The sequence below is a fragment of the Solidesulfovibrio sp. C21 genome (assembly GCF_047785625.1).
Lineage (GTDB): Bacteria > Desulfobacterota > Desulfovibrionia > Desulfovibrionales > Desulfovibrionaceae > Solidesulfovibrio.
The window spans coordinates 1-16874 of the sequence record NZ_JBLODY010000048.1 but is presented as its reverse complement, the minus strand read 5'-3'; the positions used below and the strand labels follow the sequence as shown (position 1 = coordinate 16874).

Annotated in this window: 12 protein-coding genes; 9 read left to right on the top strand and 3 right to left on the bottom strand. The window is 66.7% G+C overall.

Translation table 11 applies throughout. The features are described 5' to 3' along the window. Window positions 1–14 precede the first annotated feature (14 nt). The 3 genes from ACMZ6R_RS13985 to ACMZ6R_RS13975 form a co-directional block, all read right to left on the bottom strand. A complete protein-coding gene (locus ACMZ6R_RS13985) occupies window positions 15–3269 on the bottom strand; it encodes an efflux RND transporter permease subunit (protein WP_416112475.1) in 3255 nt (1084 codons plus the stop codon). Next, on the bottom strand, window positions 3266–4477 hold the full coding sequence (locus ACMZ6R_RS13980; protein WP_416112473.1) for an efflux RND transporter periplasmic adaptor subunit: 1212 nt from the start codon (window positions 4475–4477) through the stop codon (window positions 3266–3268). Before ACMZ6R_RS13980 ends, ACMZ6R_RS13985 begins: the two co-directional genes overlap by 4 nt. Window positions 4478–4574: 97 nt before the next feature. Continuing rightward, window positions 4575–5192 carry a histidine phosphatase family protein gene (locus ACMZ6R_RS13975; RefSeq protein WP_416112471.1) on the bottom strand — a complete coding sequence of 206 codons (618 nt, stop codon included), beginning with the start codon at window positions 5190–5192 and terminating at the stop codon, window positions 4575–4577. Window positions 5193–5392: 200 nt separating this feature from the next. Here ACMZ6R_RS13975 and ACMZ6R_RS13970 point away from each other — a divergent pair, with 200 nt between their 5' ends. The 9 genes from ACMZ6R_RS13970 to ACMZ6R_RS13930 all read left to right on the top strand — a co-directional run bounded on the left by ACMZ6R_RS13970 (window position 5393) and on the right by ACMZ6R_RS13930 (window position 16759). Beyond that, complete coding sequence (locus ACMZ6R_RS13970) at window positions 5393–6457, top strand: glycosyltransferase family protein (protein WP_416112469.1); 1065 nt, start codon at window positions 5393–5395, stop codon at window positions 6455–6457. Between the two features lie 86 nt (window positions 6458–6543). Beyond that, window positions 6544–7725 carry a BMP family lipoprotein gene (locus ACMZ6R_RS13965; protein ID WP_416112467.1) on the top strand — a complete coding sequence of 394 codons (1182 nt, stop codon included), beginning with the start codon at window positions 6544–6546 and terminating at the stop codon, window positions 7723–7725. A gap of 25 nt (window positions 7726–7750) precedes the next feature. Continuing rightward, entirely contained in the window at window positions 7751–9250 is a 1500-nt protein-coding gene (locus tag ACMZ6R_RS13960; RefSeq protein WP_416112465.1) for an ABC transporter ATP-binding protein, read from the top strand. Then, a complete protein-coding gene (locus ACMZ6R_RS13955) occupies window positions 9247–10290 on the top strand; it encodes an ABC transporter permease (protein ID WP_416112463.1) in 1044 nt (347 codons plus the stop codon). The genes ACMZ6R_RS13960 and ACMZ6R_RS13955 overlap by 4 nt, the downstream gene beginning before the upstream one ends. Window positions 10291–10301: 11 nt before the next feature. Further along, window positions 10302–11270 (top strand): ABC transporter permease, encoded by a 969-nt coding sequence (locus tag ACMZ6R_RS13950; protein WP_416112499.1) that lies wholly within the window; start codon window positions 10302–10304, stop codon window positions 11268–11270. A 299-nt stretch (window positions 11271–11569) separates the two neighbouring features. Continuing rightward, a complete protein-coding gene (locus tag ACMZ6R_RS13945; RefSeq protein ID WP_416112461.1) occupies window positions 11570–13357 on the top strand; it encodes a radical SAM protein in 1788 nt (595 codons plus the stop codon). A 54-nt stretch (window positions 13358–13411) separates the two neighbouring features. Continuing rightward, on the top strand, window positions 13412–14872 hold the full coding sequence (locus ACMZ6R_RS13940; RefSeq protein WP_416112459.1) for a lipopolysaccharide biosynthesis protein: 1461 nt from the start codon (window positions 13412–13414) through the stop codon (window positions 14870–14872). A 140-nt stretch (window positions 14873–15012) separates the two neighbouring features. After that, window positions 15013–15294 carry a hypothetical protein gene (locus tag ACMZ6R_RS13935; protein ID WP_416112457.1) on the top strand — a complete coding sequence of 94 codons (282 nt, stop codon included), beginning with the start codon at window positions 15013–15015 and terminating at the stop codon, window positions 15292–15294. 271 nt (window positions 15295–15565) lie between these two features. After that, window positions 15566–16759, top strand: a complete 1194-nt coding sequence (locus tag ACMZ6R_RS13930; protein WP_416112455.1) for an arabinose transporter — start codon at window positions 15566–15568, stop codon at window positions 16757–16759. Window positions 16760–16874: the final 115 nt, after the last annotated feature.

Genomic DNA, 16874 nt, shown 5'->3' with positions numbered 1-16874 from the left:
CGCACAAAAGCGCGTCAGCGGGCCGTACGCCGGGCGTCGAGGTAGTACATGACCGGCACCACCATGCGCGAAAAGATGGTGGCCGCCACCTCGCCGGCCATAAGCGATATGGCCAGCCCCTGGAAGATGGGATCGAACAAGATCACGAAGGCCCCGCCCACCACGCTGATGGCGGTCAAAAGCATGGGCCGGAAGCGCACCGCCCCGGCCTCCTCCACGGCCCGCTCCAGGGTCTCCCCCTGGCCACGACGCATCTCTATGAAATCCACAAGGATAATGGAGTTGCGCACAACGATGCCCGCCCCGGCGATAAACCCGATCATGGACGTGGCCGTGAAAAAGGCCCCGGCCAGCGCATGGGCCGGGATGATGCCTATTAGCGACAGCGGGATGGGGGCCATGATGGCAATCGGCGTGGTGTAGGAGCCGAACCAGCCCACGGTCAGGATGTAGATGAGCACCATGACCACGGCAAAGGCGATGCCCATGTCGCGGAAGACCTCGTAGGTGATCTGCCACTCGCCGTCCCATTTCATGCTGTAGTCGGCGGTCTGCGCCGGCATGGATGTCCAAAGGATGGGAAGCGCCGCCTTGGACACGGTCTGCCAGGCCCCCTTGCCCGTCTCCCCCAGCTTCTCCAGGGTCGCGTTGACCTTGTTCATGGCGTAGATGGGGCTTTCCTCGCGCCCGGCCACGTCGCCCGTGACGTAGATCACGGGGAGCAGGTTCTTGTGGTAGATCCGGCTCGGCTCCTCGTGCTCGGCGATGGAGGCGATCTGCCCGAGGGACACCATGCGGTCGCCCTCGCCGCGCACGGCGATTGCGCCCATGTCCCGGGCATCGGCCCGGTCCTTGAGCGGCAGGCGCACCACGATGGGCGCGTCCTCCCGGGCCAGCTCGTCGTGCATGAGTCCGGCCACGGTGCCGGCGATGGAGGCCGTGACGTCGGAAAGGGCCCGGTCCGGATCGATGCCGGCGGCCTGGGCCTTGTCGCGCTCCACGCGGATGACGCGCTCGGGCCGGGGATCATCCACGTACCAGTCCACGTCCACCACGTCCGGGGTCTTTTTCATGATGTCGCGGACCTGCCCGGCCACGGCCAGCCGGCCTTGGTCGGTCGGGCCGTAGATCTCGGCCACCAGCGTCTGGATGACGGGCGGTCCGGGCGGCAGCTCCACCACCTTGATCCTGGCCCCGTACTTGCCAGCAATGGGCGTCAGTGCCTGCCGGACCTCCTTGGCGATGGGATGGCTTTGCACCGAACGTTCGGACTTGGGCAGCAGGTTGACGGCGATCTCGGCCTCGTTTTGGCCGCTTCGCAGGTAGTAATGGCGGATCAGCCCGTTAAAGGTCATGGGCGCGGCCGTGCCGGCGAAAAGCGTGGCCCCGGTGACGTCCGGACGCTTAAGCACCACCGCGGCCAACTCGCGGCACACGGCCGTGGTCTCCTCCAGGGTCGTGCCGCGCGGCATGTCCACCACCACGGAGAATTCGCTTTTGTTGTCAAAGGGCAGCATCTTGACCAGCACGCGCTTGGTCGGGAAAAGCGAACAGGCCCCGACGAAAAGGAGCCCCACCAGCCCCAGGAAACCCCAGCGCCAGGCCGGACGCTTGAGGAGGCGGTCCATGAGCCACAAATAGCCCCGGGTGCCGATATCGTCCGGAATGTCGCCATGGGGCTTGGCGTCCCCGGACCCGGTGGGTTCGGGGCGAAGCGCCCGCTTGGCCGTCCAGGGGGTGATGCAGAAGGCCACCACCATGGAGAAAAGCATGGCCACCGACGCTCCCACGGGCATGGGCCGCATATAGGGGCCCATGAGCCCGCCCACGTAGGCCATGGGCGCGATGGCGGCGATGACCGTGAAGGTGGCCAAAACCAGCGGCGCGCGCACCTCGCTGACCGCCTCGACGATGACGTCGGAAAGCTTCTTGCCGCGCGATCCGGGGAGCCCCAGGTGGCGCACGATGTTTTCCACGTCCACGATGGGGTCGTCGACCAGGATGCCGATGCAGAAAATGAGCGCGAAGAGCGTCACGCGGTTGAGCGTGTAGCCCATGAGCCAGTAGGTGGCCAGCGTAATGGCGAGCGTCACGGGCACGGCCACCATGACGACGAGGCTGGCCCGAAGCCCCAGGAAAAGGGCCACCACGCCCCCGACCGTCACGGCGGCCAGGATGAGGTGCTTGAGCAGCTCGTCCACCTTGGCCTTGGCCGTCTCGCCCGAGTCGCGGGTGACGGTCATATTGACGTTAGCCGGCAAGACGTAGCCGCGAAGGCCGTTTATGCGTTTCAGCGCCTCGTCGGCGATCCTGGTGGCGTTTTCGCCGGCCCGCTTGGCCACGGACAGCGTCACGGCCGGATAGGCCGCGCCCGTGGCCTCGCCTTTTTTGACCAGCCCATGCCCCGGCAGGAAAAACACGTAATCGGCCGGCTCGTCGAAGCCGTCCCGGATCGTGGCCACGTCGGCCAGGTAGACCGGCCGGCCGTTCTTGATCGCCACCACCGCCCGGGACAGTTCCTTTTGGGTGCGGAAAAAGTTGTCGAGCCGGATGGAGACCGCCCTGCCGGACTGGAAGGCGTCGCCGATGGTCTGCCCCTTGTTCTGCAGGCCGATGGCGTCGATCACGGCCACCATGTCCAGGCCCTGCCCCCGCAGCCGGTCGGGGTCGGGCTCGACCATGACCGTGCGCTTGCGCCCGCCGGTGACGGTGGTCTCGGCCACGCCCGGAATGCGGCGCACCTCCTCGCTTACCGCATTGGCCATGACGCGCAGTTGGCGCGCATCGTAGGGGCCGCCCCAAAGCGCCACCACCAAGACCGGCACGTCGTCGATGGAATGGGGTTTCAAAATCGGCTGGGAGCAGCCCGGCGGAATCCAGTCGAGGTGCTGGTAGAGCTTGGTATAGGCGGCGACCAGGCTTTTTTCCGTGTTCTCGCCCACCTTGAAGCGCACGACCGTCATGGCCTGGCCGGCCCCGGCCGTGGAATAGACGTACTCCACGCCCGGCACTTCCCATAGGATGCGCTCCATGGGCGTGACGACCCGGTTTTCGATCTCCTTGGGCGTGGCCCCGGGCATGGTCACGTGGATGTCGATCATGGGCACGAGGATCTGCGGCTCTTCCTCGCTGGGCGTGGCCCACACGGCCAGCACGCCGGTCAGCACGGCGGCCAGAATGAAAAGCGGGGCCAGCTTGGAATCGACGAAGACGGAGGTGATGCGGGTGAGCCAGTCCGAATGGTGCCCGTGGTGTCCCGGCTCGCTCATTTCGCCGCTCCGGCCAGCCGGTCGCCCTCGCGCAGGGTGGCCCCGGGATCGCAGGCCACGCGCTCCCCGTCGGAAAGCCCGCTTAGGACGTCGACGAAATATTCCCCGCCCGCGCCCTCGAAGGCTTGCGAGTCGGTCAGGTAGGTCTTGCCGTCGAACTTGGCGGCCAGAAAGCTCGCGCCGGTCTTGACCACCCGGAAATGCAGGATGTTGTCCTTGCCGACCACGGCCACGGTAGGCAGGTCGCCGCGATGGGCCAGACAGGTTTCGGGCAGCAGCAGCTTTTCGGCGGTGCGGGCGGGCACGAACACCCGGCCGAACATGCCGGCGCGCGGCGGGCCATCGGCCCCGGGCACGGCATCGGGCAGGGCGCACTTGAGCTTGAAGGTGCGGCTGGCCGGGTCCACCCGGCCGACGATGGCCGAGACGGTCACGGCAAAGGGGGCATGGGCCAGGGACGGCACCACGGCCAGAATGGTCTGGCCGTGACGCAGGCCGGAAAGCAGCGACTCGTCCACCTGGGCGGCCAGCTCGAAGCCGCCGCCGGACTGGTCGATCAGGGCCAGCGGCGAGCCGGCGGTGACGAAGGCCCCCTGGTCCACGTAGCGCTTGGCTAGAATGCCGTCGAAGGGCGCGGTGATGCGGGTGTAGGCCCGAAGCGCGGCCAGTTCGCCGAGCTTGGCGGTCACGGAGTCTCCCTGGGCCGCGGCCGCCTCGACCTGCCGGGTCAGGGACTCGTATTCGGACTGGGCCTTGTCGAAGTCCTCCTGGCTCACGACGCGCTGGGCGAGCAGCCGGCGCATGCGCTCCAGGGTCGTTTTGGCCAGGGAGGCCTTGGCGAGAAGCGACTGGCGTTCGCGGGAGATCTGCTCCTTGGAAGCGACAAGCCCCTGCTCCTGGCTGGTGAGGTCCTTGTCGTCGATGCGCATGATGACCTGCCCGGCGCGCACCATGTCGCCCTCGCGGGCGGTCACGGCCTCCACCGCGCCGGAAACCTTGCTGGCCAGGGTGACGCTGTTTTGCGACTCCACCTCGGCCGGAAACGACCGGCACTCCACCACGGGACGGCGCACGGCCGCCTTGACCGGGGCCGTAACCTCGCGGGGAGGCACGGTCTTTTGCGGTTTATCGCCGGAACAGGCAACCAGCAGGGCCAGAAACGCAAACAGGGGGACAAGGCGTCTTTGCATGGTTTCATGCAATTCCACGCCTCGCGTTTCCTGTCAATGCAGTCCTGTGCAGGGAGGCAAGGCCGCGTTGCATCGGCGGCGCGGCATTTCACAAAGGAGCGATAGGAAATGAAGCTCAGGGACCGGGAAAACGCCAGGGAACCACGGGCGCGGCATTGACCGCGTCCACGCGCCACGCGTCGCCGGCCACATCTAGGATGTTCAGGCGGCAGTAGTCCTGGCCCAGGCGGAACAGGCGGGTCAGGTCGAGGCCCAGGGCGTGGCACAGCACGGTGCGGTTGACGCCGCCGTGGGCCACGACCAGCACGTTGCCGGGTATGGCGGCCAGCTCGCTTATGGCGGCGACGGCGCGCCCCTGGACGTCGGCGAAGCTCTCCCCGCCCTCGGGGCAAAAGCCGGTCAGGTCGGTCCCCCGGCGTTCGTAGGCTCCGGGAAAGCGCTCCCTGACCGCGTCCACGGTGAGCCCCTCCCAGCTTCCGAGGTTGATCTCGCGCAGGCGCGGCTCCGGGCGCACGGCGAGCTCCCGCCCCGCAAGCACCAGGGCGGCGGTCTCCAGGCAGCGGGAGAGGTCGGAGCTGACGGCGACGGCGAATTCCACCCCGGCCAGCGGCTCGCGCCACAGCTTCGCCTGGGCGCGGCCCGCCTCGGTCAGGGGAAAGTCGGTCTGGCCGATGAACCGGCGCGGCTTTTGCTGGATGATGGCCCCGTGGCGCATCAGATAGATCGTGCCCATGTCCCTCCCCGGCGGCTATCCGTTGCGTGGGTCCTCTTTTCTAACCGTGAAGGCGAGAGTGGCGCAACCCGGAATCGCGCGGGGAAAAGGCGGCGAGGCCGCGCCCGGGGGCCCGCCGGCCATTGACGCCGGGCGCGCCGGCCTTTACTTGTCCCCCCACAGGCGGCCCGGCCGCCACGATCCGGGAGGCTTTTTCCACCATGGCCCGCATTCTCTACGGCGTGCACGGCTCCCAGCACGGCCACGCCATCCGCGCGCTCATCCTGGCCCGTCATCTGGCGACGCTTGGCCACGAGTTCCTGTTCGTCTCCAGCGAAGAGGGCGCGCAACTGCTATCGCGGGAATTCCCGGTGGAACGCTTCGAAAACCCCGGCACCCGCTACAAGGACCAGCGCCTGGACACCCCGGCGACACTGAAACTCGCTGGCCGCACCCTTTGGCGCCGCAAGGCGGAGCTCGCCCGCCTGGCCGGGATGATCCGGGACTTCCGCCCGGACGCGGCCATCTCCGACTACGAATATTTCGTGCCCATCGCGGCGAAGCGGGCCGGCGTCCCCTGCCTGTCCCTGGACCACCAGCACGTGATCTCCTGCTGCCGCCACGACGTGCCGGCGAAACTTTTGCCCGACTATTGGGGCATCCTGGCCTCCATCCGCTTTCTTTTTTCCGCCGCCAGCGACTACCTTTCCATTTCCTTCTATCAGCCCCCGACCAAACCCGGAGCCAGGGCCGTGGTCGCCCCGCCCATCTTGCGCCGCTCGGTGGTTACACGCACGCCAAGCCACGGTTCGCACATCCTGGTCTACCAGAGCTGCGGCATCCGCGACGCCTTCGCGCCGTATCTGCGGACCCTGGACCGGGAATTTCGCGTCTACGGCTACCGCGTGGACAAGGTGGAAGGGAACCTGACCTTTCGCGGCTACTCCGAGGAAGGCTTTCTCGACGATCTGGCCTCGTGCGCCTATGTGGTCTGCGGCGGCAGCCACAACCTCATGAGCGAGGCGCTCTATTTCGGCAAGCCGGTGCTGTCGTTTCCGGTGCCCGGCGCCTTCGAGCAACAGTTAAACGCCATCTACCTGGAACGCCTGGGCTACGGCCGGGCCGCCTCCATGGACCGGCTGACGCCCGATCTGTTGCCGGATTTCGAAAAAGACCTCCCGGGCATGCGCCAACGCATCGCCAACGGAAAATTTTACGGCAACGACGCGGTCTTTGCCCTGGTTGAAGCGTTTTTAGGCGAGGGACGCCTGCCGGGACGGTCGTAAACCGCCTCTTGCCCCTGGCGCATCGCCCCCGCTTTTTTTACACTGCCCGAACCCGCATCCCCATCAAGCCTGAAGGAGGCCCCATCATGCGCCGCGTTTCGCTGATCCTTGCGGCGGCTTTCGCCCTTTTGTGCGCAACCGCCGCCGTGACGCTCGCCGCCGGCAAACCGCTGACCTTCGGTCTGCTGCTTGTCGGCCCCTACAACGACAAAGGCTACAGCCAGGCCCAGTACGAGGGCGGCAAGTACGTCGAAGCCCGCCTTCCCGGCTCGAAGATGCTCTACCTCGACAAGTTGAACCCCGCCGACCGGCCCGGGGTCACCATCCCGCAGGTGGTGGACGATCTGGCCGCCAAAGGGGCCACGCTCATCTTCGCCGGCTCCGACGACATGAAGGACGGCATCCGCGAGGCCGCCACCCAGCACCCGGAACTGACCTTCGTCCACGTTTCCGGCGACGACGTGCTGACCGGCAAGGCCCCGAAGAACCTGGGCAACCTCTTTTCCAAGATGGAATACGCCAAGATGATGGCCGGCTTTTCCGCGGCCATGACCACCAAGACCGGCAAGATCGGCTTTCTGGGGCCGCTCATTAACGACGAGACCCGCCGCCTGGCCGACGCCGCCTACCTCGGCGCGCGCCACGCCTGGGTCGACGTGCGCGGCAACAAGCCCGAGGACCTCACCTTCAAGGTGTCCTGGATCGGCTTCTGGTTCAACATCCCGGGCGTGACCGCCGACCCCAACCAGCTGGCCGGCTCCTTTTTCGACCAGGGCTTCGACGTGATCATCTCCGGCATCGACACCCCCGAGGCACTGACCGTGGCCGCCGCCCGCCGCAACGCCGGAGCCGACGTCCACGCCCTGCCCTACGACTACAAGGACGCCTGCCAGGGCGCGCCCGAAGCCTGTCTGGGCGTCCCCTACTTCAACTGGGGCCCCCCGTTTCTGACCATCGCCAAGGCCGTTGACGACGGGACCTACAAGCCCGCCTTCACCTGGCTGTCCCCGGATTTCGCCGCCCTAAACGACCCGGACAAGAGCCCGGTCGGCTTCATGCCCGGCAAGGGACTTTCCGCCGAGGCCCAAAAAGCCCTGGACGCCTTCGTCGCGGACCTCGGCTCGGGCAAGGCGAACCTCTACGCCGGACCGCTCACCTACCAGGACGGCTCGGTGTTCGTGCCGGCCGGCCACACGGCCACGGACAAGGAACTGTGGTTCTGTCCCCAGCTTCTGCGCGGCATGGAAGGGGCCAGCGCCTCCAAATAGGGGGTGCTTTCCCGGAGCACGCCGCATGGAAATCGTCCTTTCCGGCATCGTCAAACGGTTCGGGGCCCTCGCCGCCAACGACGGCGTGACGGCTGAGCTCACCCCGGGCCGCATCCACGGCATCCTCGGCGAGAACGGGGCCGGCAAGTCGACGCTCATGCGCGTGTTGTGCGGCGCCTATGCCCCGGACGCCGGGACCATCCGCATCGACGGCCGGGACCACGCCAAGCTTACGCCCGAAGCGGCCTTGCGCCTGGGCATCGGCATGCTGTCCCAGGACCCCCTCGACTTCCCGCCGCTTACGGTCTGGGAAAACTTCGCCATAAGCGGCGGCGAGGTCCGCTCCCGGGCCGAGGCCAGGCAACGTCTGCGCGCGGTCTGCGCCCGTATGGGCTTCGACCTCCCGCCCGACGCCGCCGCCGCCGACCTGTCCGTGGCCCAGCGCCAGCATCTGGAGCTGGCCCGGCTCATGGACCGCGACGTACGCTTGCTCATCCTCGACGAGCCGACCACGGGCATCTCCCCGGCCCAGAAGGAAGCGCTTTTCGGCGTGCTGCGGGCCTTCGTGGCCGACGGCGAACGCATCGTGGCCCTGGTCACCCACAAACTGGCCGAGGCCAAAGAGCTTTGCGACAAGGTCTACGTCCTGCGCCAGGGCAAACTGGCCGGCGCCTTCGACGCGCCGCTTGACGGCCCGGCGATCCTTTCGGCCATGTTCGCCGACCAGGGCGAAGTGCTCTGCGACATCCTGGACAGCCCGGTCCCGCCCGCGCCCCGGCCCGTGGCGGCGAACGACACGCCTCCCCTGGTGCGGCTGCGCAGGGCCGTCATCGCCGACGAGAAGACCGTGCTTGCGCCCAGCACCCTGACCGTGAGGCCCGGGGAAATCGTCGGGCTGGCCGGCATCGCCGGCGGCGGCCAGGAGGCTTTTTTGCGCGGCCTGGCCGGCATCGCCCCGATTGTGGCCGGCGCGCTGGAAATCGACGGCAAGGCCCTGGCCGGCAAACCGGCCCGGCGGTTTCTGGCCGCCGGCGTCCACCACCTGCCCGCCTCGCGCATGGAGGAAGGGCTTTTCCCGGGCCTGTCGCTTCTGGACCACGTGCGGCTGGCCTTTCCCGACAAGCGCCGGCAGGCGGCGGCAATCTTCGCTGAGCGCTGCGTGGGACGCTTCCGCCTGACCGACACCCCGAACGCCCCGGCCGCCTCGCTTTCCGGGGGCAACCAGCAACGCCTGCTGCTCTCGCTCATTCCGGACGACACCAGACTCCTTTTGGCCGACAACCCCACGCGCGGCCTGGACGCGGCCTCCATCGCCCAGATCTGGGACCATTTCCGGGAGCGCGCGGCCGCCGGCGCGGCCGTGCTCTTTTTTTCCGAAGACCTCGACGAACTGCTGGCCCATGCCGGCCGGGCCCTCGTCTTTTACAACCGGACCATCGTGGCCGACCTGCCGGCCGAAGCATTGCAGGCCGGGCTCGTCGGCGACCTCATGACCGGCCGGGCCGCGGCAAAGGCGGCATCATGATGCGCGCCGCCCCCCACGCCCTGGCCCGGGCCGCTTTCGCCGTAGGCCTGGCCCTGGCCGCAACGCTCGCCATCGTGGCCGCCTCGGGCGCGCCGCCGCTAAAAACCCTGGCCGTCATGGCCCAGGGCGGTTTCGGCTCCGAAGCGGCCTGGCTGCGCACCCTGTCCTCGTTCGCCCCGCTGCTTTTATGCGGCGCAGCCCTTTGCGTCACCTTCGCCGCCAATCTCTGGAACATCGGCGTGGAGGGCCAGATCACCATGGGCGCCCTCGGCTGTCTGTGGTTTCTGCGCGCCGTTTCCCCCGCCGGGCCTCTGCCGCCGGGGCTTGCCGTCACCCTGTCGCTCCTGGCGGCCATGGCCGGCGGCGCGGCCTGGGCGCTTTTATCCGGCGTGCTGCGCACCCACGGCCGGGTGCATGAGATCTTTTCCGGCCTGGGGCTCAATTTCGTGGCCACGGGCGTATCGCTGTGGCTGATCCTCGGTCCCTGGAAGCGTCCTGGCATGGCCTCCCTAAGCGGCACGGCCCCGCTCGATCACGCCTTGTGGCTGCCGGGGCTCGGCGGACGTCCCATGAGCCTTGTCGGCCCCATTCTCGCCGTTTTGGCCTTTGCCGGCGTGGTTTGGCTCCTCACGCGCACCTTTTTCGGCCTGACCCTGTCCGCCGTGCGCCAGAATTCCCTGGCCGCCGAACGGCTCGGCCTCGCCCCCAAGCGCCGCATTCTCGCCGCCATGGGCATCGGCGGGGCGCTTGCCGGCCTTGCCGGCGGAGTGCTCATCGCCGGGCTCTACCACCGGCTCATCCCTTCCGTTTCCGGCAACTACGGCTACACGGCCATCCTGGCCGTGCTTTTGGCCTCGGGCAGCCTGCCGGCCGTGCCCCTGGCCTGTCTTTTCTTCGCCGCCCTGGCCGTGGGTTCCATCCAGCTGCCCCTGTCCCTGTCCCTGGACTCCTCGTTGGCCGGCGTCATCCAGGGCGTGCTGGTGCTGACCCTTTTCGCGGCCAGGGGACTGTGGCCGGCCGTATCGCGGAGGAAGCCGTGAGTTTCGGCTATATGGAGGCGCTGTTCGCCTCGGTGCTTTTCGCCGCCGCGCCGCTGATCCTGGCCGCGCTTGGCGAGACCGTGGCCGAGCGCGCCGGGGTCATCAACCTGTCGCTCGACGGCACGCTCCTTTTTGCCGCCATGGCCGCCTTCACCGTGGCCCGGGTGAGCGGCAACCCCTGGCTGGGGCTTCTGGCCGGGGCCGGAGCCGGGGCGGCGGTGGCCGCGGTGCTGGTCCTTTTCGGCCAGGCGCTCCGGGTTTCGGAGCTGGCCGTCGGGTTCGTGCTGACGCTTTTTTGCCGCGAACTGACCTACTTTCTCGGCCATGCCCAGGCACGCCGGCCGGGGCCGGATCTGGGCGTCCTCCATATCCCGGGGCTGGCCGACCTGCCGTTTCTCGGCAAGGGCGTGTTCCACCAGAGCCCGGTGGTGCTTTTAAGCCTGCTGGCCGTGGCCGGGGTCTGGTTTTTCCTCATGCGCACCAGGACGGGACTGCTGGTGCGGGCGGTCGGGGAATCGCCCGAGGCGGCCAAGGCGCGGGGATTTTCCGTGGCCCGGGTGCGGTTTTGGTGCTGTCTGGCCGGCGGGGCCATGGCCGGATGCGCCGGCGGCTTTTATTCCCTGGCCGTCAAGCCCGGCTGGGGCCATCCGCAGGGCTGCGAGGGCGCGGGCTGGATCGCCCTGGCCATCGTCATCTTCGGCGGCTGGAAGCCGGTGCGGGTGGCGCTTGGCGCGCTCTTTTTCGCCGCCATCCAGGTGGCCGGCATCGCGCTTCAGGACGCGCTGCCCGGACTTTCGGGCACGCTGTTTCAGATCGCGCCCTTCCCGGTCATGATTCTGACCCTGCTCGTGGTCAACCTGCGGCGCTCGGCCGCGTTTCGCGAGGCGGCGCGGCGCGTGCCCATCCTCGGACGGCTCATGCCGCGTAGCGCCGGCGGCGCGCCCGGGGCCATCGTCGGGGCGCTGGACCGGGGATTTTAGGAGGTGAAACCGGGGGGAAACCTTTCTGCAGAAAGGTTTCCCCCCGGGCCCCCTTTCCAACGACTCTTAACGATGGCGGTTGGTTATTCGCAATACAATCCGTAACCGTTAAGAAGTTTAGGAAGGGGAGAGCGCGAGAGGGGAGAACCCTTTGCAAAAGGGTTTCCCCTCTCGCACATCTCCAAAGCCGTTCAACCCTTTCGCCATGCGACGTTGGTTGCCACCACGCCCCATTTGCGATAACGCAACCCGAGTTTGCGGCGCAAGCCGCCAAATCTTTGCCAACGGACCGGAGCGCCATGAGAAAACGACCGCTTACCCCGGGATCATATTATCGCCTGCCCTGGAACCTGGCCGACAACGCCATCACCTGGCTCGAGCCGACCACCAAGTGCAATCTGTACTGCGAGGGTTGTTATCGCGAAAACAACCCCGACGGGCACAGGCCCCTGGCCGACGTCATCCGGGAGTTGGAGGAAGTCAAGAAGCTGCGGCACACCGACGGCATCTCCATCGCCGGCGGCGAACCCCTCATCTATCCCGACATCGTTCCGCTGGTCCGTTACGTCGCATCCAAGGGCTGGAAGCCCATCATCAACTCCAACGGTCAGGCGCTCACCCCGGAACTCGTGCGCGAGCTGGCCGCGGCCGGCCTCATCGGCTTCACCATGCATGTGGACTCGCACCAGCGTCGTCCCGGCTGGAAAGGGTCCAGCGAAAAGGAGCTGTGCGAGCTGCGCCTCAAACTCGCCAACATGATCCACGAGCACGGAGAGGGCAAGATCGCCTGCTCGTTTAACGCCACCATCTACCGCGACACGCTCTCCGAAATCCCCATGCTCACGCGGTTCGCCCACGAGCATATCGACATCATCCAGACGATGGTGTTCATCCTGTTCCGCTCGGCGCGAAAGAAAAACAATTTCGACGTGTTCGCCAACGGGCGTCCCGTGGACGTCGGCAACCTCGTCTACCAGCTCGACAACCAGGAAAACCATCAGGACCTCTCCTCCCAGGAGATCGCCGACGCCATCCGTCTGGCCTACCCCGACCACGAGCCCTGCGCCTACCTAAACGGCACCGAGAACCCGCTGTCCATGAAGTGGCTCTTGACCCTTCGCGTCGGCGACAAGAACGAGATCCTGGGCTACCTCGATGCCAAGTTCGCCGAATGGACCCAGATTTTCCACCACCTTTTCTTCGGCACCTACCTGGCCTATTCGCGGCCGTGCTGGATGCGCTGGGTACAAAAGCTGGCCATTCTCACGCCGTTCAACAAAAGCCTGCGCAAGATTTTCTGCAAGCTGCTCACCCGGCCCAGCATGTGGAGCAAGCCGCTCAATATCCAGTCGATCATGGTCATCCAGCCCTGCGACCTGCTCGACGACGGCCGCCAGGACATGTGCGACGGCTGTCCGGACTCCATCTTCCACGACGGCAAGATGGTCTGGAGCTGCCGGGTGGACGAGCTGGAAAAATTCGGCGCCTTCATCCAGTGCGCCCCGCGCGGCTGCTGCGCCGGCAAGCCGGCCCCCAAGGTCGAGCCGACGCCGGAACCCGCGCCAGCCCCTGAACCGGTCAAGGAGCCGGAACCCGCGCCCGAGCCCGTGAAAGCGCCCGAGCCCAAACCGGAAGCCAAGCCCGAACCCGCGCCGGAAGCCGTCAAGGAGCCCGAACCGGCACCCACGCCGGCCAAGGACCCCGAACCGACGCCCGTGCCCGCGCCGCGCCAGGAAACCGTCCCGGCCGCCAGGACCATGAGCGAGCCGGCCATCAAGGTCGAAATTCCGCCGGCCGTGGTCACGCCCGCGCAAGTGCCGGCCAAGAAGCCGGAGCCCGAGGCCGCCAAGGCCCCGGAAGCCAAACCGGCCCCCGAAGCGGTCAAGGAAGCCGAACCCAAGGCGCCCGAGCCCACGCCGGCGAAAGAGCCCGCGCCGGCCAAGGTCGCCGAACCGGCTCCGAAACCGGTCGCCAAAGCCGCACCGGCCGCACCCGCCAAGGGAACCAAGTCGGCCAAGGGCAAAGCCGCCGACAAGACCGCCAAAAAGGCCGCCAAGGCCACCAAGAAAAAATCCAAGGCCCGTTAGCCATCTTCCCGCCTTCCCTCCCGGCCCCCGGCGGCCGGGAGGGGGAACCCCCCAATGCCCCAAGACTCGCCCCCATCGCCCCCAAAGGTCACCCGTCCGTCCTACGGTATTTTCAACAAATTCGCGCATCTCGCCGGAGCGCAGTGGATTCACGACGCGCTGCACACCTTTTTCCTGATCTATCTGGCCCGGCTTTCCACCAGCGATTACGGCGAATTCATGGTGGCCTTCGGTCTGGCCTCCATCATCCTGTTTCTCGGCGAATTCGGCCTCAACCAGCCCCTGGTGGCGGCCCTCAGCAAGAAATACAGCCACAAGGGCGACATCCTGGCCCAGTACACGCTGCTCAAAAGCCTGCTGCTCGTCGCGGGCTGGTTCGGGGTGGTGGGATTCGTCTTCTGGCAGGGCTACACACCGGGACTGAAAAACCTGGTCATGGTCATTTCGGCCGGTGTTGGGCTCGAGGCCGTGGCCAGCTCCTTTTTCGTGGCCATCCGCGTGGAAGGCCGGCAGGACCTGGAGGGCCGCATCAAGGTCATTTCCGGGGTCATCGGCTACGGCTACGCCATCGGGCTTTTGGCCCTGGGCGCGGCGCCCCACTGGATTGCGCTCTTCAAGGTCCTGGAAAATATCTCCAACCTGTCCGGCGGCGTCTGGATGGCGCTCAAAAAGACCGACTTCGCCGGGCTCACCCTCAAACGCAAGTCCCTGGCCCGCACCTGGGCCACGGCCAAGCACGGCAGCGTGTTCGTGCTCATGGCCCTGGCCGCCATCCTCTACAACAAGGCCAACATCTATTTCCTGCAAAACCACGGCGGCCCGACCAAGGTGGCCCAGTACAGCGTCACCTGGGAGCTGGTGGACGGCGTCTCGATTCTGGTCTCCAACCTCCTTTTGCGCAGCATCCTTTACCCGCTGTTCGTGCGCCTGTGGAAAAACGACCGGAGCGAGTTCAAACGGCTGGCCAACAATTCCGTGCGCTGGCTCATCGGCGTCTCGATCCCCGTGATGTTCGTGCTCTTCATCGAATCCGACCGCCTCGTCGGGCTGGTCTACGGCGGGGCCTACCACGACGCCATGTGGATGCAGAAATGGCTGGTCGGCACCATCATCTGCGGCTTCGTGCACAACCTCTCGGCCTACCTGATGATGAGCCAGGGCAAGCAGCGCCTGCTCCTTTTCATCTATATCGGCGGCCTGGCCGTGAACCTCACCCTGTGCGCCACCCTCATCCCGGCCGATCCGCTCCTCGGCACCTGTCTGGCCATGCTCCTCACCAAGGCGGTGGTGGCCGTGACCACCACGAGCTATTGTCAGGCGACCATGCGCATCATCGACGTCAAGTCCATGTGGCGCATCGCGGCGGCCTGCGCCGCGGGCGCGGGGCTTTATTTCGCCACCATGCCCCTCGGCATCCGGGAGATCTCCGAAGGCCTGGCCCTGGTGCCCTTCATCTTCCTCGTCATGCAGTGGAAAAAGGAGCTGGCCGCCCAAAAGGCCCAGGCCGGACTCTAGGGAAAGAGGGGAAAGAGGCGAGACGATGCGAGAGGGGGACCCTTTTTGAAAAAAGGGTCCCCCTCTCGCGCTCTCCCCTCCAAAAAACTTTCAATGGTTACGGCTGGGTCCGCGATGGCACACTGTAACCGGGAAAAGTCGTGGGGAAGGGGCCGGGGCAACGCGACCCGGACGTCGCCTTCCGAAAAATCGTCAAATTTCCATTATGTGGTGAAAGTGATTTCCTGATTTCGTGGAAGCGGAAAGGCAACCTAACCTCGCCCAAGGGGAAATCCTCTTATGCCGGTCCAGGTAAAAACTCCGACTCGAACTGGAATATGCCGCCCGGCCAGCAAAAGAAGCAGTCCAAGCAGAAGAAAAAAAAGCACCGCAACGCCCCGCCGGACCAGGCCCCGGCCTGGGGCTATCGCAACCAGGAATAACCGGCCGCCCGGCGTAAGAAAAAGGCCGCCCGCGACCATGCGCACGGCCTTTGCCGAAGAGGCGCGCTTCCACCCGGCATCGTCCTCCCCTTGACTTTTCGCCGGCGAGCTCTCATCTTCAGTCCACCGGAAACCGAGTTCCGACGTAAGCGTTCACGTCAACCAACGCGACCTGTCCCCGTCCGCATGCATTGCGGACCGGCGGAGAGGGCGTGTTGGGTTGCGTCTTCTCCGTATTTCGTTCCCATACCCACCGGAGAAGGCGTACCCGATGCAATCCCTTGCCAAGCGTTGCCCTTCCCCGCCGCAATCCAAATGCGGCGGTCTCCCCATCATTCTTTTGTGCCTGGCGGTTTTCTCCTGCTACCTCACCGTGGGCATGCCCCTGCCCGTGATCCCGCTGTTCGTGAGCCGGGTCCTGGGCTATCCCGACTGGATCGTGGGCCTGGCCGTGGGCATCCAGTTTTTCGCCACGGTCACGACCCGCAAATTCGCCGGGGGCATCGCCGACAACCAGGGCGGCGACGTGGCCTTGCGTCGTGGGCTGGTCGTCTGCTCCCTGGCCGGATTCACCTATCTCGCCGCCGCCTGGCTGCCGACCGGGCCGGCGGGCAAACTGGCCGTGCTCATGCTCGGCCGACTCTTGCTCGGTGTCGGGGAATCCCTGCTCCTCACCGGCGGGCTGGCCTGGGCCATCGGCCTGGCCGGCCCCGCCCGGTCGGGCCGGGTCATGTCCTGGGTCGGCATGGCCATGTACGGCGCGTTGGCCGCCGGCGCACCGGCCGGGCTGGCCCTGGACGCCGCCTATGGGTTCCTGGCTGTGGCCGTGGTCGTGACCATATTGCCGCTTCTCGCCTTCGCGGCCCTGATCGGCGTGCCCAAAAGCCCGCCCAACAAAACGGGCATCCCCGTGTCCTTCCGCCGGGTTGTGGGCATCATCTGGCGTCCCGGTGTGGCCCTTGGCCTCCAAGGCGTGGGCTTCGCCGGCATCGGTGCCTTCGTGTCGCTGTATTTCGTCGCCGAAGGCTGGCCCGGAACGGGCCTGACCCTTTCGGCGTTCGGGGTGGCGTTCATCTGCGCCCGGATTCTTTGCGGAGAACTGCCCGACAAATTTGGCGGCGCGCGTGTGGCCCTGGCCTTCTTCGTCATCGAGATCGCCGGCCAGGCCGTGCTCGCCACGGCTTCGCACATGGGACTGGCCATGACCGGCGCGGCCCTGACGGGATTCGGCTGTTCGATGATCTTCCCGGCGCTGGGTGTGGAAACGGTCAAACGCACGCAGCCCGAAAGCCGGGGCACTGCCCTGGGCGCGTTCGCCGCCTTCCAGGACATCGCCTACGCCCTGACCGGCCCCGTCACCGGAACCGTGGCCGGACTCTACGGCTACCGCTCGGTGTTTCTCATCGGCACGGCGGCCGCGCTCTGCGGCCTGGCCATAACCGTGCCGTTGCTCCGGCAGAAGTAAGGGAAGGAAAAGATGCGAGAGGGGGACCCTTTTTGAAAAAAGGGTCCCCCTCTCGCGCTCTCCCCTCCCAAAAACTTCTAACGGTGACAGGCTGTTATCGTTAAAAGTCTTTTGA

Excerpts from the sequence above, each read along its gene's own strand:
- ACMZ6R_RS13985 (WP_416112475.1), bottom strand. The coding sequence starts at position 3,269 with ATGAGCGAGCCGGGACACCACGGGCACCATTCGGACTGGCTCACCCGC.
- ACMZ6R_RS13975 (WP_416112471.1), bottom strand. The coding sequence starts at position 5,192 with ATGGGCACGATCTATCTGATGCGCCACGGGGCCATCATCCAGCAAAAG.
- ACMZ6R_RS13970 (WP_416112469.1), top strand. The coding sequence starts at position 5,393 with ATGGCCCGCATTCTCTACGGCGTGCACGGCTCCCAGCACGGCCACGCC.
- ACMZ6R_RS13965 (WP_416112467.1), top strand. The coding sequence starts at position 6,544 with ATGCGCCGCGTTTCGCTGATCCTTGCGGCGGCTTTCGCCCTTTTGTGC.
- ACMZ6R_RS13960 (WP_416112465.1), top strand. The coding sequence starts at position 7,751 with ATGGAAATCGTCCTTTCCGGCATCGTCAAACGGTTCGGGGCCCTCGCC.
- ACMZ6R_RS13955 (WP_416112463.1), top strand. The coding sequence starts at position 9,247 with ATGATGCGCGCCGCCCCCCACGCCCTGGCCCGGGCCGCTTTCGCCGTA.
- ACMZ6R_RS13950 (WP_416112499.1), top strand. The coding sequence starts at position 10,302 with ATGGAGGCGCTGTTCGCCTCGGTGCTTTTCGCCGCCGCGCCGCTGATC.
- ACMZ6R_RS13945 (WP_416112461.1), top strand. The coding sequence starts at position 11,570 with ATGAGAAAACGACCGCTTACCCCGGGATCATATTATCGCCTGCCCTGG.
- ACMZ6R_RS13940 (WP_416112459.1), top strand. The coding sequence starts at position 13,412 with ATGCCCCAAGACTCGCCCCCATCGCCCCCAAAGGTCACCCGTCCGTCC.
- ACMZ6R_RS13930 (WP_416112455.1), top strand. The coding sequence starts at position 15,566 with ATGCAATCCCTTGCCAAGCGTTGCCCTTCCCCGCCGCAATCCAAATGC.